At 68.4% G+C, this 23,744-nt stretch carries 26 protein-coding genes; 17 read left to right on the forward strand and 9 right to left on the reverse strand.

The window, feature by feature from the left end; genetic code table 11:
* Window positions 1–82: 82 nt before the first annotated feature.
* Complete coding sequence (locus ACFE87_RS10610; protein ID WP_375459597.1) at window positions 83–946, forward strand: EcsC family protein; 864 nt, start codon at window positions 83–85, stop codon at window positions 944–946.
* An 11-nt stretch (window positions 947–957) separates the two neighbouring features.
* Here the strand turns inward: ACFE87_RS10610 and ACFE87_RS10615 are convergent, their stop codons facing one another.
* On the reverse strand, window positions 958–1,623 hold the full coding sequence (locus ACFE87_RS10615; protein WP_375459598.1) for a hypothetical protein: 666 nt from the start codon (window positions 1,621–1,623) through the stop codon (window positions 958–960).
* 121 nt (window positions 1,624–1,744) lie between these two features.
* Window positions 1,745–2,689, reverse strand: coding sequence for an acetamidase/formamidase family protein (locus ACFE87_RS10620; protein ID WP_375459599.1), 945 nt, complete (start codon window positions 2,687–2,689; stop codon window positions 1,745–1,747).
* 152 nt (window positions 2,690–2,841) lie between these two features.
* On the opposite strand from ACFE87_RS10620, the gene ACFE87_RS10625 reads away from it, so the two are divergent.
* From ACFE87_RS10625 to ACFE87_RS10635, 3 genes are read left to right on the forward strand one after another with little or no spacing between them, the layout of a single operon-like run.
* Window positions 2,842–4,563, forward strand: coding sequence for an ArnT family glycosyltransferase (locus ACFE87_RS10625; RefSeq protein WP_375459600.1), 1,722 nt, complete (start codon window positions 2,842–2,844; stop codon window positions 4,561–4,563).
* Window positions 4,560–5,306, forward strand: coding sequence for a glycosyltransferase family 2 protein (locus ACFE87_RS10630; protein WP_375459601.1), 747 nt, complete (start codon window positions 4,560–4,562; stop codon window positions 5,304–5,306). The genes ACFE87_RS10625 and ACFE87_RS10630 overlap by 4 nt, the downstream gene beginning before the upstream one ends.
* Window positions 5,303–5,632 carry a lipid-A-disaccharide synthase N-terminal domain-containing protein gene (locus ACFE87_RS10635; RefSeq protein WP_375459602.1) on the forward strand — a complete coding sequence of 110 codons (330 nt, stop codon included), beginning with the start codon at window positions 5,303–5,305 and terminating at the stop codon, window positions 5,630–5,632. The genes ACFE87_RS10630 and ACFE87_RS10635 overlap by 4 nt, the downstream gene beginning before the upstream one ends.
* Window positions 5,633–6,188: 556 nt before the next feature.
* Here the strand turns inward: ACFE87_RS10635 and ACFE87_RS10640 are convergent.
* Window positions 6,189–6,395 (reverse strand): hypothetical protein, encoded by a 207-nt coding sequence (locus ACFE87_RS10640; protein ID WP_375459603.1) that lies wholly within the window; start codon window positions 6,393–6,395, stop codon window positions 6,189–6,191.
* A 126-nt stretch (window positions 6,396–6,521) separates the two neighbouring features.
* On the reverse strand, window positions 6,522–7,709 hold the full coding sequence (metC, locus tag ACFE87_RS10645) for a cystathionine beta-lyase (RefSeq protein ID WP_375459604.1): 1,188 nt from the start codon (window positions 7,707–7,709) through the stop codon (window positions 6,522–6,524).
* 222 nt (window positions 7,710–7,931) lie between these two features.
* Between metC and ACFE87_RS10650 the strand changes: the two genes are divergently transcribed.
* From ACFE87_RS10650 to ACFE87_RS10665, 4 genes are all read left to right on the forward strand, one after another.
* Window positions 7,932–8,966, forward strand: coding sequence for an amino acid ABC transporter substrate-binding protein (locus ACFE87_RS10650; protein ID WP_375459605.1), 1,035 nt, complete (start codon window positions 7,932–7,934; stop codon window positions 8,964–8,966).
* Window positions 8,967–9,081: 115 nt separating this feature from the next.
* Window positions 9,082–10,284 carry an amino acid ABC transporter permease gene (locus ACFE87_RS10655; RefSeq protein ID WP_375459606.1) on the forward strand — a complete coding sequence of 401 codons (1,203 nt, stop codon included), beginning with the start codon at window positions 9,082–9,084 and terminating at the stop codon, window positions 10,282–10,284.
* A gap of 6 nt (window positions 10,285–10,290) precedes the next feature.
* Window positions 10,291–11,436 carry an amino acid ABC transporter permease gene (locus tag ACFE87_RS10660; protein ID WP_375459607.1) on the forward strand — a complete coding sequence of 382 codons (1,146 nt, stop codon included), beginning with the start codon at window positions 10,291–10,293 and terminating at the stop codon, window positions 11,434–11,436.
* Window positions 11,437–11,504: 68 nt separating this feature from the next.
* Entirely contained in the window at window positions 11,505–12,230 is a 726-nt protein-coding gene (locus ACFE87_RS10665) for an amino acid ABC transporter ATP-binding protein (RefSeq protein WP_375459666.1), read from the forward strand.
* 107 nt (window positions 12,231–12,337) lie between these two features.
* On the opposite strand, the gene sseA is transcribed toward ACFE87_RS10665, so the two are convergent.
* From sseA to ACFE87_RS10680, 3 genes are all read right to left on the reverse strand, one after another.
* Window positions 12,338–13,183 (reverse strand): 3-mercaptopyruvate sulfurtransferase, encoded by an 846-nt coding sequence (gene sseA, locus ACFE87_RS10670; protein WP_375459608.1) that lies wholly within the window; start codon window positions 13,181–13,183, stop codon window positions 12,338–12,340.
* Window positions 13,184–13,263: 80 nt separating this feature from the next.
* Window positions 13,264–13,977 carry an alanyl-tRNA editing protein gene (locus ACFE87_RS10675; RefSeq protein WP_375459609.1) on the reverse strand — a complete coding sequence of 238 codons (714 nt, stop codon included), beginning with the start codon at window positions 13,975–13,977 and terminating at the stop codon, window positions 13,264–13,266.
* Between the two features lie 4 nt (window positions 13,978–13,981).
* Window positions 13,982–14,827: a fumarylacetoacetate hydrolase family protein gene (locus ACFE87_RS10680; protein ID WP_375459610.1), complete on the reverse strand. Its 846-nt coding sequence runs from the start codon at window positions 14,825–14,827 to the stop codon at window positions 13,982–13,984.
* Between the two features lie 238 nt (window positions 14,828–15,065).
* Between ACFE87_RS10680 and ACFE87_RS10685 the strand changes: the two genes are divergently transcribed.
* Window positions 15,066–16,373: an OmpP1/FadL family transporter gene (locus ACFE87_RS10685; RefSeq protein ID WP_375459611.1), complete on the forward strand. Its 1,308-nt coding sequence runs from the start codon at window positions 15,066–15,068 to the stop codon at window positions 16,371–16,373.
* 15 nt (window positions 16,374–16,388) lie between these two features.
* Here ACFE87_RS10685 and ACFE87_RS10690 read toward each other — a convergent pair whose 3' ends face one another.
* Window positions 16,389–18,197 carry a PHA/PHB synthase family protein gene (locus tag ACFE87_RS10690; RefSeq protein ID WP_375459612.1) on the reverse strand — a complete coding sequence of 603 codons (1,809 nt, stop codon included), beginning with the start codon at window positions 18,195–18,197 and terminating at the stop codon, window positions 16,389–16,391.
* 124 nt (window positions 18,198–18,321) lie between these two features.
* On the opposite strand from ACFE87_RS10690, the gene ACFE87_RS10695 reads away from it, so the two are divergent.
* The 8 genes from ACFE87_RS10695 (at window position 18,322) to ACFE87_RS10730 (ending at window position 23,295) form a co-directional block, all read left to right on the forward strand.
* On the forward strand, window positions 18,322–18,642 hold the full coding sequence (locus ACFE87_RS10695) for a hypothetical protein (protein ID WP_375459613.1): 321 nt from the start codon (window positions 18,322–18,324) through the stop codon (window positions 18,640–18,642).
* A gap of 99 nt (window positions 18,643–18,741) precedes the next feature.
* The gene (locus ACFE87_RS10700; RefSeq protein ID WP_375459667.1) at window positions 18,742–19,959 is read left to right on the forward strand and encodes an LL-diaminopimelate aminotransferase; all 1,218 of its coding nucleotides are present in this window, start codon (window positions 18,742–18,744) and stop codon (window positions 19,957–19,959) included.
* 38 nt (window positions 19,960–19,997) lie between these two features.
* Entirely contained in the window at window positions 19,998–20,342 is a 345-nt protein-coding gene (locus tag ACFE87_RS10705; RefSeq protein ID WP_375459614.1) for a nucleotidyltransferase domain-containing protein, read from the forward strand.
* Window positions 20,332–20,781, forward strand: coding sequence for a HEPN domain-containing protein (locus tag ACFE87_RS10710; protein WP_375459615.1), 450 nt, complete (start codon window positions 20,332–20,334; stop codon window positions 20,779–20,781). The genes ACFE87_RS10705 and ACFE87_RS10710 overlap by 11 nt, the downstream gene beginning before the upstream one ends.
* Before the next feature lie 77 nt (window positions 20,782–20,858).
* Window positions 20,859–21,740, forward strand: coding sequence for an alpha/beta fold hydrolase (locus ACFE87_RS10715; RefSeq protein WP_375459616.1), 882 nt, complete (start codon window positions 20,859–20,861; stop codon window positions 21,738–21,740).
* 61 nt (window positions 21,741–21,801) lie between these two features.
* Window positions 21,802–22,167: a hypothetical protein gene (locus ACFE87_RS10720; protein WP_375459617.1), complete on the forward strand. Its 366-nt coding sequence runs from the start codon at window positions 21,802–21,804 to the stop codon at window positions 22,165–22,167.
* 95 nt (window positions 22,168–22,262) lie between these two features.
* Window positions 22,263–22,982 (forward strand): AzlC family ABC transporter permease, encoded by a 720-nt coding sequence (locus ACFE87_RS10725; RefSeq protein WP_375459618.1) that lies wholly within the window; start codon window positions 22,263–22,265, stop codon window positions 22,980–22,982.
* A complete protein-coding gene (locus ACFE87_RS10730) occupies window positions 22,969–23,295 on the forward strand; it encodes an AzlD family protein (protein WP_375459619.1) in 327 nt (108 codons plus the stop codon). Before ACFE87_RS10725 ends, ACFE87_RS10730 begins: the two co-directional genes overlap by 14 nt.
* Here ACFE87_RS10730 and ACFE87_RS10735 read toward each other — a convergent pair.
* Window positions 23,290–23,742: a low molecular weight phosphatase family protein gene (locus ACFE87_RS10735; protein WP_375459620.1), complete on the reverse strand. Its 453-nt coding sequence runs from the start codon at window positions 23,740–23,742 to the stop codon at window positions 23,290–23,292. The genes ACFE87_RS10730 and ACFE87_RS10735 overlap by 6 nt on opposite strands.
* Window positions 23,743–23,744 lie beyond the last annotated feature (2 nt).

Consider the following 23,744-nt stretch of genomic DNA (forward strand, 5'->3'; position numbering starts at 1 on the left):
TCTGCGCCCTGGGTCGTAAACCGCGCCTTGCGGTCCCGCCCACGATCGCCGACTTGCGGAACGGGCCCGAGGATCAGCACCGATGACGACCGAGCTTTCGCTCAACGCGCCGCCGGAGACGCACGACCTGGCGCCGGCCGGGACGGCGACGCTGAGCGAGACCGATCTGGCCGCCCTCCGGATCGCCGTCGCGGCGCTGGAGCGCTCGACGCTCGCCGGCCGTCTCAGCGGCATGGTCGGGAAGCCGCTCGAGATGATCGGCCACGCCCTGCCCGCAGCCGCACGGGACATCGTGACCGCGGCCGTTTCCCGCGCGCTCCGGACGGCCCTGAAGGTGGCGCTGACGACCCTGCCCAAGGCGGCCTCGTCCCGGCCGGGCGGCGGCCGGATGCACACGGCGCTCGCGGCCGCCTCCGGGGCGATCGGCGGCGCGCTCGGCCTCATGACGCTGCCCGTCGAACTGCCGGTCTCGACGACGCTCATCCTGCGGGCGATCGCCGACATCGCCCGCAGCGAGGGCGAGGACCTGGCCGATCCGGAAGCCGCGCTCGCCTGCCTGCAGGTCTTCGCGCTCGGCTCCCGGACGGAGGCGGACGACCTCGCATCCAGCGGATATTTCGCCGTCCGGGGCGCGCTCGCGAAGTCGATCACCGAAGCCGCGCGGGTCGCGGCCGGACGGGGTTTCACGGATCGGGGCGCTCCGGCCCTCGTCCGATTCATGGCCCAGATCGCATCGAGATTCGGCATCGTCGTGTCGCAGAAGGTGGCGGCCGGAGCCGTGCCGGTGGTCGGCGCCATCGGCGGCGCGGCCGTGAATGCGGCCTTCATGGAGCATTTCCGGACCGTGGCCCGGGCCCATTTCACCGTCCGGCGCCTGGAGCGCAGCTACGGCGCGCCGGCGGTGCGGCAGGCTTACGAGGCAATCAGGACCGCCATGGCGGCCTGACCAGGTCGGGTTCAGCGCCAGCCGACGGTCTCGGCGACGGTGCTGCCGATCGACGAGACCGTGTCGCCGACGGCCGAGGCGGCGCCGGTGACGAGGGACGCCGTGCCGGTTCCGACCTTCGCGGCCTTGTCGCCGATCAGCTCGGCCGTCCTCGCGGCGTCCTTGCGGGTCGGCAGATGCCGGCTTCCCGGAACGTCCCAGCCGAGCAGGCGGATCGGCTCGCGGGATGGCTCGACGGCTTCCGCCGCGGCGACCTGAGGCATCGGCATCGTCGCCGCGCTCGCAAGGGCGACGGGCCGGATCGGCGGCAGGTTCGGTTGACGAACCGGAGCGCGCTCGGCGGCCACCATGCGGGGCATCGTCGGCACCTTCGCCCTGGCGGGTATCGGGTCCGGATCGAGCACGGCGAGCGTGGGGGCGCGGCGCTCGCTCCAGGGCTGGCCCTCGGGCGTGTTCATGCCGAACATGGCCAGCGTGTCGTAGATCCGCGTCTGCCGGACGGGCACGTCCTCCTCGGCGAAGCTCAGTCGGTCCGAGAGCTTGCCGGCGGCGAGCTGCGCCGGTGCTCCGCGTGGGGCCGAATCCGGCAGCGCCAGCCATCCGAGCCCCGAAGCCAGTGCGGTCCCGAGCGCAGCGACCGTGAAGAACCGGAGAGAGCGGACGCGCGGAGCAGGCATGCAGGCCTCGAAGAAAGAACGTCGTAGCTTGGCCGGAGCTTTGCGGCGGCTCTGTGGCCGGGCTTGCCGGCCCTCTGATGACCGATGTCCCGAAAGCGCGATCGGCCGCCGAATGCCCGAATCAGGACCGCCCGACGAGGCAGCTCTTCGGCAGCATGCAATGGATGCCGTTATTGCCGTTGACGATCTGCGTGACCCGCAGGTCGGCCGCGAGGCTGCACAGCATGTAGGCCTCCGCCCGGGCCAGCCCCGTGCGGGCAACGACGAGGTCGATCATCGACGAGAGCGCGATCCGGCAGCAATCGTCGAGGTCGGGATCGAAGGCCATCGTCATGACGTGGGCCGGCGTCTCGGCCATCGGCCAGCTGAGCTGCATGTCGTCCCGGATCGTGAGCCCGAACGTGCCGACGAGCCCGGTCTCGATCGCGGTGACGCAGACCTCGCCGTCGCCCTGCACGCCGTGTCCGTCGCCGACCGAGAAATTCGCGCCCTCCACATGGATCGGCAGGTACAGCACGGTCCCCGGGACCAGCTCCTTGTTGTCGAGATTGCCGCCATTGGCGCGCGGCGGCAGGGTCGAGATCATGCCCCAGCCGGGCGGCGGCGCGACCGCCATGACGCCGAAGAATGGCCGCAGCGGCAGCTCCAGCCCCCAGGGAAGCCGTCCCGTCATGCGCTCGCGGTCGAGCGGGATATGGATGAGGTGGCGCTCGCTCACCTCGTAGGGCAGCGCGCCCTTCAGCGGCGCCGCGAAGGTGTAGCCCCAATCGTAATGTAGCTCGACCGCGTCGATCCGGACTTCGAGCACCTGGCCCGGCCGCGCGCCCCTGACCGCGACCGGCCCGGTGCACATGTGGCCGGGGAGACGGTTCGGCACGTGACGCTGCACCTCGCGGAGCGACTCGGGCACGACGAGGGGTGGCGGCGGCATCGCGTCCGCCGGGCCCGAAACGGTCGAGATCGTCACCGTGTCGCCGCTCTCGACGGTGAGCACAGGAGGCAGGGCGGCGTCGAAAAAGCCCCAATGGACGGTGTCGCGCCCGGCCTCGATCCGATGATGAGTCATGCTGCGTCCCTGCTATCCGGTGCAGCTTGTCAGTCCCGGCGGCGCTTCGCCAGTCGGACGGCGGCTCCGGGCTCGCAGATGCGGCCCCGGTTTGACTTCGCCCCCTCTTTGCCCGACAGGCCGCGGCTCGCGACCGCGAGGTTTTTGTCTCGATGCCCGGCATCGCCGCGACCCGTTCCCCTTCATTCGGCCTGCCGACATCCTGGTCGGAGCGGCTCTTCGCCCATGCCGAGGCGAGCCATGCGCGCGCCGCAGCCATGCTGGTCGCCCTGTCGCTCCTCTGCTTCCTGCCGGGTTTCAGCTCGCTTCACCCCATGGACCGGGACGAGCCGCGCTTCTCGCAGGCCTCGAAACAGATGATCGAGACCGGCGATTTCGTCGACATCCGGTTCCAGGACGAGGCCCGCTACAAGAAGCCGATCGGCATCCACTGGATGCAGGTCGCCTCCGTGAAGGCGGCGGAGGCCCTGGGTCTGCCGGAAGCCCGGACCACCATTGCGGTGTACCGCATCCCCTCGCTCCTCGGCGCCATCGCGGGCGTGCTCCTGACCTATTGGGCCGCGCTCGCCTTTGCGGGCCGCCGCGAGGCCTTCCTGGCCGCCGCCTTCATGGCGGCCTCGTTGATCCTGATGGTCGAGGCCCGGCTCGCCAAGACCGACGCCATGCTGTTCGCCTGCTCGGTCGCCGCGATGGGCGCGATGGCGCGGGTCTGGCTCGCCCGCGCCCTTCCGCGGCAGCCCGGCTCGACGGTCGTGATCTTCTGGCTCGCCGTCGCGCTCGGCATCCTGATCAAGGGCCCCATGGTCGTGATGTTCACGGGCCTCGCGGCCGCCATGCTGTCGATCCGGGAAGGGTCGCTGCGCTGGCTGAAGGGGCTCCGTCCCTGGCTCGGGCTCCTGTTCGTCCTCGTCGCCGTGACGCCCTGGTTCGCGGCCATCGCCTGGAAGAGCGGCGGCGAGTTCTACCGGCTCGCGGTCGGCGACGACATGCTGGGCAAGGTGGCGACGGGACAGCAGAACCACTTCGCGCCACCCGGTTTCTATCTCGTCGCCTTCTTCGCGACCTTCTGGCCGGGCGCGATCCTGGTCTCGGCCGCAATCCCGTTCGGCTGGGGGCGGCGCCGCGACGACGCGATCGCGTTCCTGGCCGCCTGGGTGGTGCCGGCCTGGATCATCTTCGAGGCGGTGCCGACGAAGCTGCCGCATTACGTCATGCCGCTCTATCCGGCCCTCGCGATCCTGGCAGTCCTAGCGGTCGCGCGCGGCTATGTCGGACCCGACCGGCCCGGCGCGCGCCTCGGCTTCGGCGCCATGGCGCTGATCCCGATCGGGATCACGGCCGGCCTCGCCTTCGCGGCCTGGACGCTCGACGGCCGGATTCCGGTCGCGGCCCTGCCCGTCATGCTCGCCTCCTGCGGCGTCGCGATCATGGCCTGGATCAGCTTCAACCGTGGCGAGGTCACGCGCGCGGCCATGGCGGGGATCGGTTCGGCAATGCTCCTCGGGATCGGGGTGTTCGGCCTCGCCCAGCCGGTGCTGCAATCGATCAAGCTGTCGCCGCGCCTCGCCGCGCTGATCCGGGCGGCGCCCTGCCCCGCTCCGGCGGTTGCGACCTTGGGCTACCGCGAGCCGAGCCTCGTGCTTCTCGTCGGCACGTCGCTCGACATGGTCGAGACCCCGGGCGAGGCCGCCGCCTTCCTGACCGCGCCTGCGGGTCCGGCCTGCCGGGTCGCCCTTGTCGACAGCCGTTTCGAGCCCGCTTTCCGGGCCGCGCTCGGCGGCGGCGCCGTCGAGACGCTCGGGCGGGTGGCCGGGTTCAACATCAATGGCGGGCGCCGGGTCGAGATCGGCGTCTACGGGGTCGGGCGGCCTTGAACGGCGCCGATCCCCTCGCGAGCGCGCTTCGCCTGTCGGTCGTGATCCCGGCCAAGAACGAGGCCGGATCGCTCGAAGCGCAGATGGCGGAGCTCGAGCGCGTCTTGGCCCCGCTCGCACCCTTCGAGGTCGTCTACGTGGTCGACGGTTCGACCGACGACACCTTGTCCGCGCTCCAGCGGGCGGCGAGGCCGTGGCTCCGGGTGATCCGGCATGCCGAGAGCTGCGGCAAGAGCGCGGCGCTGTTGACCGGCATCCGGGCAGCCCGGGCAAATATCGTGTCCACCCTCGACGGCGACGGGCAGAACGACCCGGCCTACGTCATCCCGCTCGTCGAGGCGCTCGAGGCCGGCGGTCCCGGCGTCGGGCTGGCAGTGGGACAGCGGCTCCGGCGGGGCGACGGGCGCTTCAAGAAGGTCCAGTCCCGGATCGCCAACCGGGTGCGGCAGGCGATCCTGCAGGATTCCACCCGCGACACGGCCTGCGGACACAAGGTGATCCGCCGCGACGTGTTTCTCGCCCTTCCGTTCTTCGACGCCCTGCACCGCTTCCTGCCCGCGCTCGTGAAGCGCGAAGGATTTGGCGTCGTCCATGTCGACGTGGTCGACCGGCCCCGCACCGCCGGCACCTCGCATTACGGCTTCTTCGACCGGCTCTGGAGCGGCATCCTCGACCTGTTCGGGGTCTGGTGGCTGCTCCGCCACCGCCGGCGCGTGGCCCGGATCGTGGAGGATGCCCGATGATCGTGCAGCTCTCGCGCGACCTCGGCGCGTATCTCTACGACGTCTTCGTCACGCGGTTCGACCTCTGGCTGCTCTTCGGCCTCGGCGCACAGATCCTGTTCGCGATGCGGTTCATCGTGCAGTGGATCGCGAGCGAGCGGGCCGGCCGCAGCGTGATGCCGGTCGCCTTCTGGTTCTTCTCGATCGGGGGCGGCGTGATGACGCTCGTCTACGGCCTCGTCCGGCGCGAGCCCGTCATCATCCTGGGCCAGGCGCTGTCGCTGTTCATCTACGCCCGCAACCTGATGCTGGTCTTCCGCGAGCGCCGCGGACGCACCGGCCGCTGACCGCCGACCGCCCGCGGTGCCCACGTCCCGAGTGTGCCTCACGATGGAATTTCGGGTTGCGCTCCGTTTGGAAGCGGTTCAGGTCCGGCGTCCTACTGCTTCGAGATCGCCCCGATCAGGGGTGTAGGGATTTACGGATGACATCGTTCCGGCGACTCGCGATCAGCGTCTCGGCCATGACCGTCCTCGGAGCCGCATGCGCGAGCGCTCCGGCTTGGGCACAGTTCGGCGGCGGCTATGATCGCCCGCCCCCCTCGCGTGACCGATACGATCGGGATGAGGGCCGCGACCGGGACTACGACCGGCGGCGGCGGGACGACAGGCCGTCTCGCGGCGATGACGGACCGCCGGTCCGCGGAGGTTTTACGCAGAGCTGCGTCAATATTCGCCAGAACGGCTCGTTCTTGGAGGCGACCTGCCGGGGCCGTGGAGGACGTGAGATCCGGTCGAGCATCGATGTGCGGACCTGCCGCCGGGGGATTGGCAACAGCAATGGCCGGCTGGCCTGCGAGTAGGCCAGCAAGGCAGGCGTCCTGCCGCGCCCTGCCGCCGAGAGCTACGCGTCGAGGATCGGTTGGCCGAGCGCGTAGCGGCGGTCGCTGTCGCCGACCCGGGTGCACAGGATCGCGTTGAACCGGGCCTCGGGAGCGGTGTTCCAGATCTCGATATGCCGGCTTTCGACCTGCACCTTGGCGGCGCCGAACAGATACTCGCCGGGCTCCGTGGGCGTACCGACATCGCGTTGGGAAATGGTCGGCAGCATTTGACGGCCTCGTCGAGACGGCAGTGTCCCGCGGTCGGCAACGGCCCGGGGTGCGGTGTTCCCTCCGAAAGGAATGTTCGATGCCGCAGGGCGGCGGACGCAAGGTCCACCGACGAACTCCACCGGCTACGCGGTGGCGCTCAGACGCAAGAATCCGGCATCGAGGTCGACCTTGAGGTCGTCCAGGTCCTCGAGCCCGATGTGGAAGCGCAGCGCCGGCCCGCCGGGTTCGTAGCGCGTCGCGGTCCGGTAGGTGGTGGCATCGAAGGGAAGGACGAGGCTCTCGAAACCGCCCCAGGATGCGCCGATGCCGAAGAGTTCGAGCCCGTCCACCATCGCGGCGACCGCGGCGTGGCTCGCGGGCTTCAGCGTCACCGCGAAGAGGCCGGAGGAGCCGCTGAAATCCCGGCGCCAGATCGCGTGGCCCGGATCGTCCGGCAGCGCCGGGTGGAGCACGGCGTGGACCTCCGGCCGGGCCTTGAACCACCTCGCCATGTCGAGCGCCTGCCGCTCGTGCTCCCGCAGCCGCAAAGCCATCGTGCGGAGCCCGCGAAGGCCGAGGAAGACGTCCTCGGGACCTGCGCACATGGCGAAGCTGTCGAAGGTGTCGCGAAGCCGCTTCCACCAGGTTTCGTTCGCCGAGGTCAGGCCGAGCAGAAGGTCCGAGCCGCCCGACAGGTATTTGGTGCCAGCCTCGATGCAGATGTCGACGCCGCGCGCGTGCGGCGGGAAGAAGAGCGGCGTCGCCCAGGTATTGTCCATCAGGACGCAGGCGCCGGCCGCATGGGCCGCCTCGGCGATCGCAGGGATGTCCTGCATCTCGAAGGTCTGCGATCCCGGCGCCTCGGTGAAGACCGCCGTCGTGTTCGGCCGCATTAGGTCGGCGATGCCGGCCCCGACGAGCGGATCGTAATAGGTCGTCTCGACCCCGAACCGGCGCATCACGCCGTCGCAGAAATGGCGTGTCGGGCGATAGACGGAATCCGGCACGAGAAGGTGGTCTCCCGCCTTGAGGCAGGTCATCAGCGCGACCGTCACGGCGGCGAGGCCGGACGGAGTGAGCACCGTCCCGGCCGCCCCGGCGAGATCGCTCCAGGCGCGCTCTAGCGAGGAGATCGTCGGCGTGCCGCGCGTGCCATAGGTGTAGCGCGCCCGCCGGTGCAGGAAATCATCCGTGTTCTGGTAGAGGACGGTCGAGCCGCGATAGATCGGCGTGTTCACGAATCCGTGCTGCTCGAAGGGGTCGCGCCCCGCATGGACGAGGCGCGTGCGCTCTCCGAAGCGGTCCTTCGAGGTAGAGGGCGTCTGTGACATGAGGTGAGGGCTCCGGGCCGGGTCGTTTGCGCCGCAGTGCCGCGACCGGTCAAGCATCCGGCCACGTCTGCCGCGAAGGTCGAACGGCCATCCGCTTGACCGCGCCCCGGTTTGCGGATTTCGATGGCATCAATGATGCTTATCCAACGAGCATCTTTCCCTGGCGGCATTCCATGCCGGCCGGGCGGGGGGCGAACACGCTCCGGCAGACATGAGGGAACCATGAAAAAGACGTTCAAGACGATCGCGTTCGGGCTCGGGGCCGGTCTCCTCGGGACAGCGCTTGCCGCGACCTCGGCCTCGGCCCAGGCGACGCTCGCCAACGTGAAGCAGAAAGGCTTCCTGCAATGCGGCTCGAATCCGGGCCTCGCCGGCTTCGGCGTCCCGAACGCGCAAGGCGTGTGGTCGGGCCTCGACGTCGATTACTGCCGCGCCATGGCGGCCGCGATCTTCAACGACCCGACCAAGGTCCGCTTCATCCCGCTTTCGGCGAAAGACCGCTTCACCGCGCTCCAATCGGGCGAGGTGGACGTGCTCGTCCGCAACTCGACCGTGACCATGTCGCGGGACACGCAGCTCGGCCTCGATTTTCCGGCGGTCAATTACTATGACGGCCAGGGCTTCATGGTCCGCAAGAAGCTCGGCGTCGCCTCCGCCAAGGAGCTCAGCGGAGCCTCCATCTGCACACAGCAGGGCACCACGACCGAGCTCAACCTCGCCGACTTCTTCCGCGGCAACAACCTGAAATACGAGGTCGTCGCCTTCGCGACCGCCGACGAGACCTTCAAGGCCTACGATACGGGCCGCTGCGACGCCTTCACGACCGACGCCTCGGGCCTCTACGCCCAGCGCCTCGTCTCGGCGACGCCGGACGATCACATCGTCCTGCCCGAGGTCATCTCGAAGGAGCCGCTCGGACCCTCCGTCCGGCAGGGCGACAGCCAATGGGGCGACCTCACCCGCTGGGTCCACATGGCGATGCTGAACGCCGAAGAATACAAGGTCACCAAGGCCAACGTGGACGAGATGCTGAAATCGCCGAACCCGGAGATCAAGCGGCTCCTCGGCGTCGAGGGCAGCTTCGGCGAGACGATCGGCCTGACCAAGGATTGGGCCTTCCGGATCATCAAGCATGTCGGGAATTACGGCGAGACCTTCGAGAAGAATGTCGGGGAAGGCTCCCCGCTCAAGATCAAGCGTGGCGTGAATGCGCTCTGGACCCAGGGCGGCCTGCAATACGGCATCCCGATCCGCTGAGGCTCGAGGGGAGCGCCGGTCCGACGTGACCGGCGCTCCCGCTCCCGCCGCCGGCATGTCGGCGGCGCGGTAGATCATTCTCGCGCCTGAAGCCGCCTTGTTCGGGAGACGACCGGTGTCCACCATCGCCAGCGCAGCGCCGCCCCCGTCCAAGGCCTCGCTTCTCTACGACCCGAAGATCCGGGGCATCGTCTACCAGGCCGTGCTCGTCGCCGGCATCGTCATCCTGTTCTATCTCGCGGGGACGAACGCGGTCGAAAATCTCCGGGCCGCCAACATCGCGTCCGGCTTCGGCTTCCTGCAGTCGACATCGGGCTTCGACGTCAACCAGACCCTCGTCCCCTACAACGCGACGTCGACCTACGGGCAGGCCTTCTGGGTCGGGCTCCTCAACACCCTGCTCGTCGCCGCCATCGGCTGCGTGCTCGCGACATTCCTCGGCTTCGCCGTCGGTGTCGCCCGGCTCTCGACGAATTGGATCGTGGCCAAGGTGTCCATGGTCTATGTCGAGGTGATCCGAAACCTGCCGCTGCTGCTGCAGCTCTTGTTCTGGTATATCGCCGTGCTGCGGCCGCTGCCGGATGCCCGCACCTCGCTGAACATGGGCGGCGGCTTTTTCCTGAACAATCGCGGCCTTTTTGTGCCGCGGCCCCTCTTCGCCAGCGACTCCTGGCTCGTCTGGACCGCCTTCGCGACCGGCATTCTCGGCGCGATCGCCTTCGCGATCTTCGCCCGGCGCGAGCAGGAGAAGACGGGCCGGCAATATCCGGTCGTGCTGGCAAGCCTCGGCCTCGTCCTCGGCCTGCCGCTCCTCGTCTGGCTGGTGCTGGGCTTCACGCTCGGCAACCCGATCTCCTTCGAGATGCCGGAGCAGCAGCGGTTCAACCTGCGGGGCGGCCTGCAGGTCATTCCGGAATTCGTGGCGTTGACCGTCGGCCTCGTCGTCTACACCTCCGCCTTCATCGCCGAGGTCGTGCGGGCCGGGATCCTCGCGGTCTCGCGCGGACAGACCGAAGCGGCGCACGCTCTCGGTCTCCGGGCCGGCCCGACCCTCAACCTCGTCGTCATCCCGCAGGCGCTGCGGGTGATCATCCCGCCGCTCACCAGCCAATATCTCAACCTGACCAAGAACTCCTCGCTCGCGGTCGCGATCGGCTATCCGGATCTCGTCCAGGTCTTCATGGGTACGGTGCTGAACCAGACAGGCCAGGCGATCGAATGCGTCGCCATCACCATGGCGGTCTATCTCGTCATCAGCCTCCTGACCTCGGCCGCGATGAATGCCTATAACCGCCGCAAGGCGCTGGTCGAACGGTAGCGCCCCATGGCCGCACAGAGCCTCTCCTTCATCCGGTCGGCGCCGCTCGAGGCCGAGCCGCCGCCGAGCACGGCGCGCGGCGCGGTCGGCTGGGCGCGGCACAACCTGTTCTCGAGCCCGCTCAACATCGCGCTGACCGCGATCGTCCTCCTCCTCCTCTACGTCGCCCTGCCGCCCTTCCTGCGCTTCATGATCATCGACGCGGTCTGGACCGGCGCGGACCGGAATTCCTGCCGCGAGGACGTGATCGGCCGCCCGGTCGGGGCCTGCTGGGCCTTCGTGTGGGACCGGCTCAGCTACTTCATCTACGGCTCCTATCCGCCGTCGGAGCGGTGGCGCGTCGACGCCTTCTTCGCGCTCCTCGCCTTCGGGGCGGCCTGGATGCTGTGGCTCAAGGCGCCGCGGCGCGACATCGGCGCGGTATATTTCTTCGTCGTCTTCCCGGTCCTGTCTTTCATCCTCCTGACCGGATGGGAAGGGATCGGCCTCCCGGCCGTTCCGACCGCCTTCTGGGGCGGCATCTTGGTGACGATCCTGGTCTCGGTCGTGGGCATCGTGCTGTCGCTCCCCTTCGGCATCGTGCTGGCGCTCGGGCGACGCTCGAAACTGCCCTTCGTCCGCTTCGCCTGCGTGACCTTCATCGAAGTGGTGCGCGGCGTGCCGCTCATCACCGTCCTGATCATGGCCAACACCATGCTGCCGCTATTCCTGCCGACCGGCATGAGCGTCGACCGGCTGCTGCGGCCCCTGATCGGCGTCTCGCTCTTCGCTTCGGCCTATATGGCGGAGGTCGTGCGCGGCGGGCTCCAGGCGGTGCCGAAGGGCCAATACGAGGGCGCGATGTCGCTCGGCCTCGGCTATTGGCGGATGATGTTCTTCATCGTGCTGCCGCAGGCGCTCCGGATCGTCATCCCGGGCATCGTCAACACCTTCATCGGCCTGTTCAAGGACACGACGCTCGTCTCGATCGTGGGCCTGCTCGACCTCGTCCGCACGATCGAGGCGTCGCGGGTCGACCCCCTCTGGGCCGCGCCGACGGTGTCGATGACCGGCTACGCCTTCGCGGGCTTGTTCTACTTCGTGTTTTGCTACGGGATGTCGCGGTACTCGCTCATGGTCGAGCGCAGGCTTGCGGCCGGACAACGACGGTGAGCGCCATGGCGACTGCGACCCAGACCACCCCCCGGACGCCCGCCCCGGCGCCCGCCGCGAACGTGCCGATGGTGGAACTCCTCGGCGTGAACAAGTGGTACGGCGACTTCCACGTCCTGCGCGACATCAACCTCACGGTCGGGCGCGGCGAGCGCATCGTCATCTGCGGGCCGTCCGGCTCCGGCAAGTCGACGATGATTCGCTGCATCAACCGGCTCGAGGAACACCAGAAGGGCCGCATCGTCGTCGAGGGCACCGAACTCACGAACGACCTGAAGAAGATCGACGAGATCCGGCGCGACGTCGGCATGGTGTTCCAGCATTTCAACCTCTTCCCGCATCTCACCATCCTGGAGAACTGCACCCTCGCCCCGATCTGGGTGCGGAAGATGCCGAAGAAGGAGGCCGAGGAGGTCGCGATGAAATACCTGCGCCGGGTCAAGATCCCGGAACAGGCGCTGAAATATCCGGGCCAGCTCTCCGGCGGCCAGCAGCAGCGCGTCGCCATCGCTCGCTCGCTCTGCATGTCACCGAAGATCATGCTGTTCGACGAGCCGACCTCCGCCCTCGATCCCGAGATGGTGAAGGAGGTGCTGGACACCATGGTCGGCCTCGCCGACGAGGGCATGACCATGCTCTGCGTCACCCACGAGATGGGCTTCGCCCGCCAGGTCGCCGACCGCGTCATCTTCATGGATGCCGGGCAGATCGTCGAGATGAACGAGCCGAACGAGTTCTTCAAGAACCCGCGCCACGAGCGCACCAAGCTGTTCCTCAGCCAAATCCTGCACTGAGCGGGCGGCGCCTCGCCGCCCGCCATCCGTTCATGCCGGCGAAAGCCGGCACCCAGGACCGTCTGTCGACTGGATCCCGGATTCCGCCGGGATGAGCGGACCCTCCGTCAGGGTCCGGTCGTGACCGCCGTATCCGCCCGCGAACCCCATTCCGCCCAGGACCCGTCATAGAGGCGAGGCGTCGGCCAGCCGGCGCGTTCCAGCGCGAGGAGCAGGATCGCGGCCGTGACGCCCGAGCCGCAACTCGTGACGACCGGCCTGTCCCGGGTGGCGCCGGCGCGGCGTAGAACGTCCTCGATCGCGGCCGGATCGGCGAGCCGCCCGTCGCGAAGCAGCGACCCGTAATGCAGGTTGATCGCGCCCGGCATGTGGCCCGACCGCATGCCGGCGCGGGGTTCGAGCTCCTCGCCGGTGAAGCGGGAGCGCGAGCGGGCATCCAGCACCTGCGCGGACCCGGCCTCGAGCGCGCGCCGCACGTCCTCGATCCCAGCCACCGCGTTCCGGTCGAAGCGGGGCGTGAAGGTTCGGGCCGCTCGAGCCGGTGGTTCGTCGCTCTCGGTGGGCCGGCCCTCCGCGAGCCAGGCCGGAAGGCCGCCGTCCAGCACCGCAACCCGCTGCGCTCCGAAGGTCCGAAAGGTCCAGGCAACGCGGGGCGCCGAGAACAATCCGGCGCCGTCATAGGCGACGACCCTCGTCCCGTCCCCGATGCCCATCCGGGCGACCGCCTCGCCAAAACTCTCCGGGTCGGGCAGCATGTGGGGAAGCGGCGACGCCTTGTCCTTCACGGCATCGATGTCGAACCGGATCGCGCCCGGAATATGCGCTGCCCGGTACTCGGCCTCGGCATCACGCCCGGCGGTCGGCAGATAGTAGGACCCGTCCAGCACGACGAGGTCGGGATCGGCCAGATGCGCGGCCAGCCATTCGGTCGTGACGAGTTCGATCGCGGGCATGATACGTCCCTGTGTTGAGTGCTCGCCGAGGTCGGTCGGCTCACGGATCCACCCACTTCCTGGTGGGATGGGACGCAGCGCTACCCCAGCCGGATCCGCACCCGCCGGTTCTGCTTGCCCTTCTTCTCGATGTCGGTGACCAGCACGCGACCGATCTCGCCGGTGCGCCGCACATGCGTGCCGCCGCAGGGCTGGAGGTCGATACCTTCGATCTCGACCAGGCGAATGCGGCCCGAGCCGCGTGGCGGCTGCACCGACATCGTCTTCACGAGGCCGGGATTTTCATCGAGTTCGGCATCCGTGATCCAGCGCGTCGAGACGGCCGCGTCGCGCCCGACGAGGTCGTTCAGCCGCCCCTCGATCTCGGCCTTGTCGAGACCGCCCTCGGGGATGTCGAAATCAAGCCGGCCCTCGCCCTCGCCGATCGACCCTCCGGTTACCGGATAGGTCAGGACGACGCTGAGGAGGTGGAGCGCCGTGTGGATCTTCATCCGGGGCAGGCGGCGCGCCCAGTCGAGCCGCACCGTGACCGCCTGGCCCGGTTCGGGCAGGGCGGAGCCGGGCGCCGGGACATGCACGATCGAGGCGCGGTCCGGTCCGTAGATCGTGTCCGTGACCGCGAGTTCCGCAGCCCCCGGCCAGGAGATCGACCCGAGATCGCCCGGCTGCCCGCCGCCGCGGGCGTAGAGCACCGTGCGGTCGAGCACGATGCCGCCCTCGGGCGTGATCCCTGTCACGGTCGCCGGGCTCTCCCGGAGATAGGCATCCTCCCGGTACAGCGGCTCGGTCGTCACGGGCTCAGGCCGCGTAGGGGACGAACACCTGGCGCTGTTCGCCGAGCCCCTCGATGCCGAGCGTGACGACGTCGCCTGGATTGAGGAAGCGCGGCGGCTTCTTGCCAAGGCCAACCCCGGGGGGCGTGCCGGTCGTGATCACGTCGCCCGGCTCCAGCGTCATGAAATGCGAGGTGTAGGAGACGATCTTGGCGCAGTCGAAGATCATGGTCTTGGTCGAGCCGCGCTGCATGGGCTCGCCATTCACGTCGAGCCACATCGCGAGGTTCTGGACGTCCGCGATCTCGTCCGACGTGACGAGCCAGGGGCCGAGCGGCCCGAAGGTCGGGCAGCCCTTGCCCTTCATCCACTGACCGCCGCGCTCGATCTGATATTCGCGCTCGGAGACGTCGTTGCAGATGCAATAGCCGGCGACGTAGTCGAGCGCCTCGTTCGCATGGACGTAGGAGGCCCGGCGGCCGATCACGATGGCGAGCTCGACCTCCCAGTCGGTCTTCTTCGAACCCCGCGGGATGGTGACATCGTCATTCGGCCCGACGATGCAGGACGGGGCTTTGTTGAACAGGATCGGTTCGGACGGGATCGCGGCCCCGGTCTCGGCCGCATGATCCGCGAAATTCAGGCCGACGGCGATGAAGTTTCCGACCCGCGCCAGCGGCGGCCCGAGCCGCGTGCCGGCCGGCACCGCGGGCAGGCGCTCGATGTCGAGGGACCGGAGCTGCTCGAGTCCGGTCGCGAGGGTAGCTCCGTCGATATCGGTCAGGGTCCCGGACAGGTCGCGGATCGTGCCGCTCGAATCCACGAGGCCCGGCTTCTCGTCGCCGGGCTGGCCGTACCGCACGAGCTTCATGTCTGATCCTCCCGTTTTCGGGACCTTGTTCCCCGATCGAGGCCGCCGCCGCAACCCCCTGGTCGCATACGACCGCCCCCCGGGTGTCACATGCCTGCCACGAAAGCGGCAGAACCGCCGCGCCGAGCGGCGAACAGCCGGATTTCGCGCCATCGTGTTTGCGGCGTGATTGCGGCAGCCCGAACCCTGTGCATCCCTCGTGCAGCGACGAAGAAATGCGAGTCGGGCGGGGAATTACATGAGGCTGAATCGGACCGCGCTGCTTGCGGCGGCATCGATGGCCGCGCTTGCCATGGCCAGCTCGGCCGCGCAGGCAGGCGCCTTCGGGCTCCGGACCCAAAGCACGAACGCGATCGGCATGGCCTGGGCCGGCAACGCGTCGGGCGCGCCAGGCATCTCGTCGATGTTCTGGAACCCGGCCACGGTCACCATGAACCCGGGCTACACGAGCGAATACAATATCAGCTACGTGTCGCCCGACGTGCACGTGACCCCCATAGCGCCGACGCCGGGCGTCGCCCTCGGCCTCGGGCCCTCCGGCAATATCGGCCAGGATGCCGCGGTGCCGGCGAGCTACACGGCCTACCAGGTCAACGACACGGTCTGGGTCGGACTCGCCAACGGTTCGCTCTTCGGAAGCATCACGAAGCCGAACGACAATTGGGCCGGCCAGGTCTATTCGCGCTCGTCGCGGGTGACGTCGCTCAGTTTCACGCCCCTGATCGGCATCAAGCTGAACGATGTCGTCTCCTTCGGCATCGGGCCGACGGCGCAGTATTTCAAGGTGCGGCTCAACTCGGCCTCCGGCCTCGCTCCCACGAGCCGGAACGTCACCCTCGAGGGCGACGATTGGAGCGCGGGGGTCGCGGCCGGCGTGACCGTGACTCCCTTCGAAGGCACGACCATCGGCGTGGGTTACCGCTCCTCCATCCGGCACGAACTCGGCGGCACGCTCCGGGTCCCGGTCGGAGCAGCAGGCGGCGTTGTCACGCCGATCAAGGTCGCCCTCAACCTGCCCGAACAGGTGACTGTCGGCATCACCCAGCAGGTCACGCCCGACCTCAAGGTCAGCGCCGGGTTCGAATGGATGAACTGGAGCCGACTCGGCACCCAGGCGATCCAGTCCATGGTCTCCGACCGGCCAATCCAGAACTTTCCGCTGAACTACAAGGACGGCTACCTCTACTCGATCGGCGCCGAATACCAGCTGACTCGAGATCTCGCGATCCGCTTCGGCACCGGCTACGAGCAGTCGCCGATCAGCGACCGGAACCGCTCGACCAGGCTCCCCGACGTCGACCGCATCTTCGTAGCGGTCGGGGCGAGCTACGACTGGAATGAAAAGATCCGGATCAGCGCTTCCTACAACCACTATTTCCGGGTCGGCGACCACGCGATCCGGATCACGCCGGGCAACCCGCAATATCTCGGCGTCCCCTTCTTCGCCGACACCGACGCATCGGTGGAGGTGTTCTCGGCCTCGCTGCGCTACAAGTGGGACGACCCGAAGGTCGCGTCCGCCGCGCCGATCGTGACGAAATACTGACCTGGCGGCAGGCCCTCAGGCCTGCATTCTGACATAGGTGCCGGGCGCGTCGCAGAGAGCGGGCAGCTTGCCGTCACCGGGTTCCCGCGGCGCGGCCCGCTCGGGGTCCTGGCGCTCGACCCACTCGAACCAATAGGGCCACCAGGAACCCTTGTGCTCGCTCGCCCGGCCGAGCCAATCCTCGAGCGAGCTCTCGTCCCCGACCTCGCCCGTCCAGAAGCCGTATTTCGGCTTCGTCGGCGGGTTCACGACGCCCGCGATATGGCCGGATCCGGCGACCACGAATTCGACCGGGCCGCCGAACGAACGCGATCCGAGATGGACCGACTTCGCGGGCGCGATATGGTCTTCGCGGGTCGCGAGATTGAAGACCGGGATCGTCACCTGGCCGAGGTCGAGCCGAACATTGTCGATGACCATCTCGCCTTGCGACAGCCTGTTCTCGAGGTAGCAGCTGCGCAGGTAGAAGGAATGGTTCGCGGCCGGCATGCGGGTCGCGTCGGAATTCCAGTAGAGGAGGTCGAAGGGAAACGGCGCCTTTCCCTTCAGGTAGACATTCACGACATACGGCCAGATCAGGTCGTTCGGGCGCAGCATGTTGAAGGCATTCGCCATGCGCGACCCTTCGAGATAGCCGCGGGTCTTCATGATGGCCTCGACGGCCTGCACCTGCGCCTCGTCGACGAACACCTTCAGGTCGCCGGCATGGGTGAAGTCGACCTGGGTCGTGAAGAAGGTCGCGCTCTCGATCCGGTCGTCGCCCCTGGCCGCCATATAGGCGAGCGTCACGGCGAGCAGCGTGCCGCCGACGCAATAGCCGATCGTCGTCGCCTTGCGCTCGCCCGTGGCGGCTTCGATCGCGCCCAACGCGGCGAGGACGCCTTCCTTCATGTAATCGTCGAAACCCTTCGCAGCCTGGCGCTCGTCCGGGTTGATCCAGGACATGCAGAACACGGTCAGGCCCTGCCCGACGGCCCAGCGGATGAAGCTCTTCTCCGGGTTCAGGTCCAGGATGTAGTATTTGTTGATCCAGGGCGGTACGATCAGGAGCGGCCGCCTCAGCACCGTCTCGGTCGCGGGCGCATATTGGATCAGCTCGATCAGGTCGTTCCGGAACACGACCTTGCCGGGCGTGACGGCAAGGTTCTCGCCGACCTTGAACCGGCTCGAATCAGATTGCCGAAGCTTCAGCTCTCCCCGACCGGCCTCGATATCCTCGGCCAGCATGGCGACGCCGCGCACGAGATTCGCGCCGCTCTCGCGCACCGTCTCCCGAAGCAGCTCGGGATTGGTGGCGACGAAATTCGACGGAGAGAGCGCCGAAGAGACCTGCCGGACGTAGAACTGGGCCTTGGCCCTCGTATGCTCGTCCAGTCCGTCGGCCTCCTGCACCATCGCCTCGGCCCAGCGCGTGGTCACGAGATAGGCCTGTTTCACGAAGTCGAAAGCGGCGTTATTCGACCAGTCCGGGTCGGCGAAGCGCTTGTCCTGCGCCGTCGGCTGCGCCACCGGCTCGGCCTCCTCGCCCTGCATCCGCCGCAGCGTCGAGGCCCACAGCTCCATGAATTGCGAGCCGAGCCGCGTCTGCGCCTCGACGGCCTTTTTGGGGTCGATCAGCCACCTTTCGGCGACGACGCCCAGCGTCTTCACCATCTCGGCCACCTCGTCGGCGAGGCCCGGCGTCTTGTTGCCGTCGGCCGCCGGCTTCAGATACGCGGCTGTCGCCTTGCCGGCGCCCTCGACGAAGAGCGCCATGTTGCGCGACAGCGCGTTGAAATCCGGCACGGGCATGTCCGGGGTCGCGTCCGGTCTCGGCTCGCTCATGATGTCTCCCGCCTCGCCGTCATCGCGGGCCGCGTTTCCGCTTCGTTGACCTTGTCGCAGCCACAGTCCTGACCGACGACAACGCGGCTCGGCCCCTTCCCGATCCGCCCGTTCGGAAACGCGCATGACCCTCACGAAGCTTACAGCCGCTCTCGTCCTTCTTGCCAGCGCGCCGGGCCTGGCGGGCTGCTCCGGCGGAAACCCCGTCCGCGACCTCGCGGTCGCGAGCGGCGTCACCGGCCACGAGCCGAAGCCGGCACCCGATTTCGTCACCCGGACGAGGCAGGAAGGGATCGACTATGTCCCGGTCGGCACCTCCGCGCCGAAGCGGAGCTACCGGCCGAAGAGCAAGACCGAGATCAGCGAGGCCGAAGCCGAACTCGACGGCCTGCGCGCCCGCAACGAGGCCCGCGGCTCCGGCGCCCGCCGCAAGCCCGCCGAGTAGCAACCGACTGCCCAGAAGGCCCGCAGGATGATAGAGGACGAAGCGATCCTCCGCGGCGGCGGGTTCGGACAGGGTCCAGCCCGCAAGGAGCCATTTCCGATGCACGAATTCCATCGCATCAAGCGGCTTCCCCCCTATGTCTTCGAGGAGGTGAACCGCGCCAAGGCCGCCTCCCGCGCCGGGGGCGCCGACATCGTCGATCTCGGCATGGGCAATCCGGACCTCGCCGCCCCGCCACATGTGGTCGCGAAGCTCTGCGAGACGGCCGGCCGGCCCCGCACCGACCGCTATTCCGCGTCGAAGGGGATCGGCGGGCTGCGGCGGGCGCAGGCCGCCTATTACGGCCGTCGCTTCGGCGTGAAGCTGAACCCGGACACCCAGGTCGTCGCGACGCTCGGCTCGAAGGAGGGCTTCGCCAACATGGCGCAGGCGATCACGGCGCCGGGCGACGTCGTGCTTGTGCCGAACCCGTCCTACCCGATCCACGCCTTCGGCTTCCTGATGGCCGGCGGCGTGATCCGTTCGGTCCCGGCCGAGCCGAGCCCGGCCTTCTTCCCGGCCCTGGAACGGGCCGTCCTGCATTCGATCCCGAAACCGCTCGCCGTCGTGGTCTGTTATCCGGCAAACCCGACCGCCTTCGTGGCTTCGCTCGACTTCTACCGCGACCTCGTCGCCTTCGCGAAACGGCACGAGCTGATCGTGCTCTCCGACCTCGCCTATTCCGAGGTCTATTTCGACGGCGAGGCGCCGCCCTCCGTGCTGCAGGTGCCGGGCGCGATCGACGTCACGGTCGAGTTCACGTCGATGTCGAAGACCTTTTCCATGGCGGGCTGGCGGATGGGCTTCGCGGTCGGCAACGACCGGCTCCTCGCGGCGCTCGCCCGGGTGAAGTCCTATCTCGATTACGGCGCCTTCACACCTGTCCAGGTCGCCGCGACTGCGGCGCTGAACGGCCCGCAGGATTGCATCGACGAGATGCGGGCGACCTATCGCCGGCGCCGGGACGTCCTGGTCGAAAGCTTCGGCAAGGCAGGGTGGACCATCCCGTCGCCGTCGGCTTCGATGTTTGCCTGGGTGCCGATCCCGGAGAAGTTCCGGTCGCTCGGCAGCCTGGAATTCTCGAAGCTCCTGATCGAGAAGGCCGACGTCGCGGTCGCGCCCGGCATCGGCTTCGGCGAGCATGGCGACGAGTATGTTCGGATCGCGCTGGTCGAGAACGAGCAGCGCATCCGCCAGGCGGCGCGCGGCATCCGGCGCTTCTTCGATAACGCCGACCGTACGCTGCACAACGTGGTGACGCTGGCCAAGGCGGGGTGAGCGGTGGGGGCGGCACGACATCGTGCTAGGATTACATCATGCTGAAGCAGGCGACGCGCCCGATCGTTTCGACGCCAGACGAGATCGGCGCGCTCGTTCGGCGGGTCAGGGACACGCTGAACGCCGAGGAGATTTGGCTTTTCGGGAGCAGGGCGCGCGGCGACCACCGGGAGGACAGCGACTGGGACCTGCTCGCAGTGCTGCCGGACGATTCGCCCGCCGAACTGATGAGCCCCCTCGCGGCGTGGAACATCACCCGCGACCATCCCGGACCGATCACCCTCCTATCCACGAGCCGGAGCGAACTGGAATCAGTCTGGGGCCTGCCAAATACCCTCGGTTACGACCTCGCTCGGGAAGGACTCAGGTTGCGTGTCGGCTGAGCTTTCGATCGCATCGCATCTTCGCCTTGCATCCGAAGCGCTGGACGGTGCGACGAACATGCGTCCGGACAATCACTTTGCAGCCTATCTCGCTCAGCAGGCAGTGGAGCAGTTGGTTCTCGCGTTGGTGTTGGCCGAGGGAATCCATGTCCCACGGTCGCAGCATCATCAGCTCGACTGGATCGTTCGCCATTTGCCAGAAGAAAACTCTGCGCGACAGACCCTCATCCAGCTGACCTGGCTGCAGGCATTCGCGACGACCTATCGATATCCGCGCCCTTCGGGTCGATTGCCGGAAGCCCCGGATCCAAAGAAGCTCGGCAAAGCGGTAGCGATCACGCGCGACCTCTTGGATGAGCTACGCGTCTATTTCGGCGTCGACCTTTCCCCGAGTGCGACCACGGCCGCGTCGCGGAAAGATGCGCCCAGGCGCGCGTAGGCCAAGATGTCTTACGCTCTGGTGCGTCAGGCGATATTCCGGGGACGATCAGCGATGGCAGCGACGCGGGAGGATGGATGAGCTTCTTCCCCGGCTTCACCCTCGAGACCCTCGACCTCTCCGCCGGACCGGTCCGGCTGCGCCGCGGCGGCTCGGGGCCGCCTTTGCTGCTGCTGCACGGCAATCCACAGACCCATGCGATGTGGCACGCCGTAGCCCCTGCCCTTGCCCGCCGCTTCACCGTGATCTGCCCGGACCTGCGCGGCTATGGCGGCTCGCACAAGCCGCCCGCGACGCCGGACCATGCGGCCTATGCCAAGCGCGCGATGGCGGCGGACCTCGCGGAATTGATGACGCGGCTCGGCCACGAGCGCTTTCGCGTCGGCAGCCACGATCGCGGCGCCCGGGTGGCGCATCGGCTGGCGCTCGATCATCCGGATCGGGTCGAGCGGCTGGCGGTGCTCGACATCGTGCCGACGCTCGAACATTTCGAGCGCACCGACATGTCGTTCGCGATGGGCTATTATCACTGGTTCTGGTTCGCGCAGCCGCATCCCTTCCCGGAAAACTTGATCGACGCGGCGCCGGAGATCTGGTGGCACGCCCACACCTCCCGCGAACCGAAGCCGCCCGGCTTCTTCGTCCCGGACGCGCTCGCGGATTATCTCGCGGCCGCGCGCGATCCCGCCGCGATCCGGGGCATGTGCGAGGATTACCGGGCCGCGGCCACGATCGACCTCGTCCACGACCGGACGAGCCGGGCGGAGGGGACCCGGATTCGCTGCCCCCTCCTGGTTCTCTGGGGCGAGAAGGGCCGGATCGGCGGCTGGTACGATCCACTCGTGATCTGGCGGGAATATGCTTGGGCCGACGTGTCGGGCGGCCCGGTCCCCTCGGGCCATTACCTGGCCGAGGAGGCTCCGGCAGCGGTCCTCTCGGCCTTCGACAGCTTCTTCTGACGGGCCACCAAGTCTCCAGGACAGCGCGGGAACCTTACGGAGCCCGCGCCTTTGACGGGCCATGCGTTTTCTGCCGACCCGCATTCACGGGATCATCGATTATCTCTGGGGCGTGGCGCTTCTGGCGATGCCGTTCCTGCTCGGCCTCCCGTCCGGCGGGGCCGCGGGCTGGATCGCGCTCGCCTTCGGGGCCGGAGCGATCCTCTACAGCCTTCTCACCGCCTATGAGCTCGGCCTCCTGCCCGTGATCCCCATGCCGGTCCATCTCGGCCTTGACGCAGTCGCGGGCCTCGTCCTGGCTCTCCAGCCGGTGGTCTTCACCCTTGACCGAAGCGCCGGCGCGACCTTCGTCGCCTTCGGCCTGTTTGCGGTCGTGGCCTCGTTCCTGACGAGGACCCATCCGGCAGACATGCACCTGCGAGCCTGAGCGGACGACCCGACGGGCAGGCCGGCCATGCACCGGCGCTGCGTTGACGGGGCGGCTCCAGGACGGCAAAGCCGGATTTTCGCTCCGGCCCGTCCTTGTCCGACCCTCCGCCGCCTCGGCCCGTCATCACCCTTCAGGGCGCCCTTCTGGGCGCCCGGATCGCGGCGCCGTCTACGCTCGGCGTGGTCGCCTTCGCGGTCGCCTTCGGGGCGGCCTCGGTCCAGAAGGGGCTGACGCTCTGGGAAAGCGTCGTGATGAGCCTCATCCTCACGGCCGGGGCTTCGCAGATGCTCTCGCTCGAGCTGTGGCGGGACACCTGGACCCTCGGCGGCCTCCTCACCATCGCGGCCGTAACCGCCACCGTGAATGCCCGCTTCCTCCTGATGGGTGCCTCGTTGCAACCCTGGCTCGGGCGGGCGCCGATCCCGTTCCAGGCGCTCTCGCTCTTTTTTCTCTTCGAGGCGAGCTGGCTCGCCGCCGAAAAACACCGGGCCGAGGGCGGACAGGATTTCGGCGTCTTCCTTGGCGCGGGTCTCCTGTCCTGGTCGGTTTGGTGGCTCGCGACGATCCCGGGCTACCTCGCCGGCACGCTCGTCACCGACCCGAAGCGCTTGGCGCTCGACCTCGTCATGCCATTTTTCTTCGCGGCGCTCGCGGTGCCGCTCTGGCGAGGTCTCGGGCGCTCCGGCCTGCCCTGGGCCGTCGCGGCCGGGGTCGGGCTCATCACCGAGGCGCTGGTCCCGGGCTATCTCTTCATCATCACGGGTTCGCTCGCCGGCGCCCTCACCGGAGCTCTGTCGCATGGCCGCCGTTGACGGGCTTATCGCCGGTCCGGCCGGCCCGTGGCTCGCGATCCTCGGGATGGCCTTCGCGACCTATCTCCTGCGCATCGGCGGGGGGCTGATCATGAGCCGTATCCGCATCACGCCGGCGGTGGAGCGCGCGCTGGACGCCCTGCCCGGCTCCATCGTGGCCGCGACCGTGGTGCCGATCGCGATCAAGGCCGGTCCCGCCGCGATCCTCGGCGTCGTGACGGCCATCGTCACGGCCCGGCTGACCCGGAGCGAACTCGCAGCGCTGGTCTTGAGCCTCGTGGTCGCGGCCGGAGCCCGGGCGCTCGGGCTATGACCCCTTCAGCCGCAGCCTGATCCGGTAGTTCAGCCCGTCGCGGACGTCCCGATAGGCGTCGAGCATCTGCTCGCGCGTGCCCTGGACGAGGGTCGGGTCGGCGGTCGGCCAGTATTCCACATCGGCCGCGACCGTGCGGGTGAGTTCGAGCGCGGCGTGATGGGCCTCGGGCGAGAGCGAGACGATGAGGTCGAAATTCAGCCCCTCCCATTCCTCAAGATCGACGAGGGTGCGGGGCTTGTGCTTCGACCCGTCGATGCCGAGTTCGTCGAGCGCCGCGGTGACGAAGGGGTCGCGCTCGCCCTGCCGCACGCCGGCCGACTGCACGTAGACCGACTTGCCGTAGTAATGCCGGGCCAGCGCCTCCGCCATCGGCGAGCGGATCGCGTTCATGGCGCACACGAACAGGACCGACTGCACGCGTTTCCGGTCCGTGCCGTCGGCCAAGC

This window comes from uncultured Enterovirga sp. (genome assembly GCF_964242715.1).
GTDB lineage: Bacteria > Pseudomonadota > Alphaproteobacteria > Rhizobiales > Beijerinckiaceae > Enterovirga.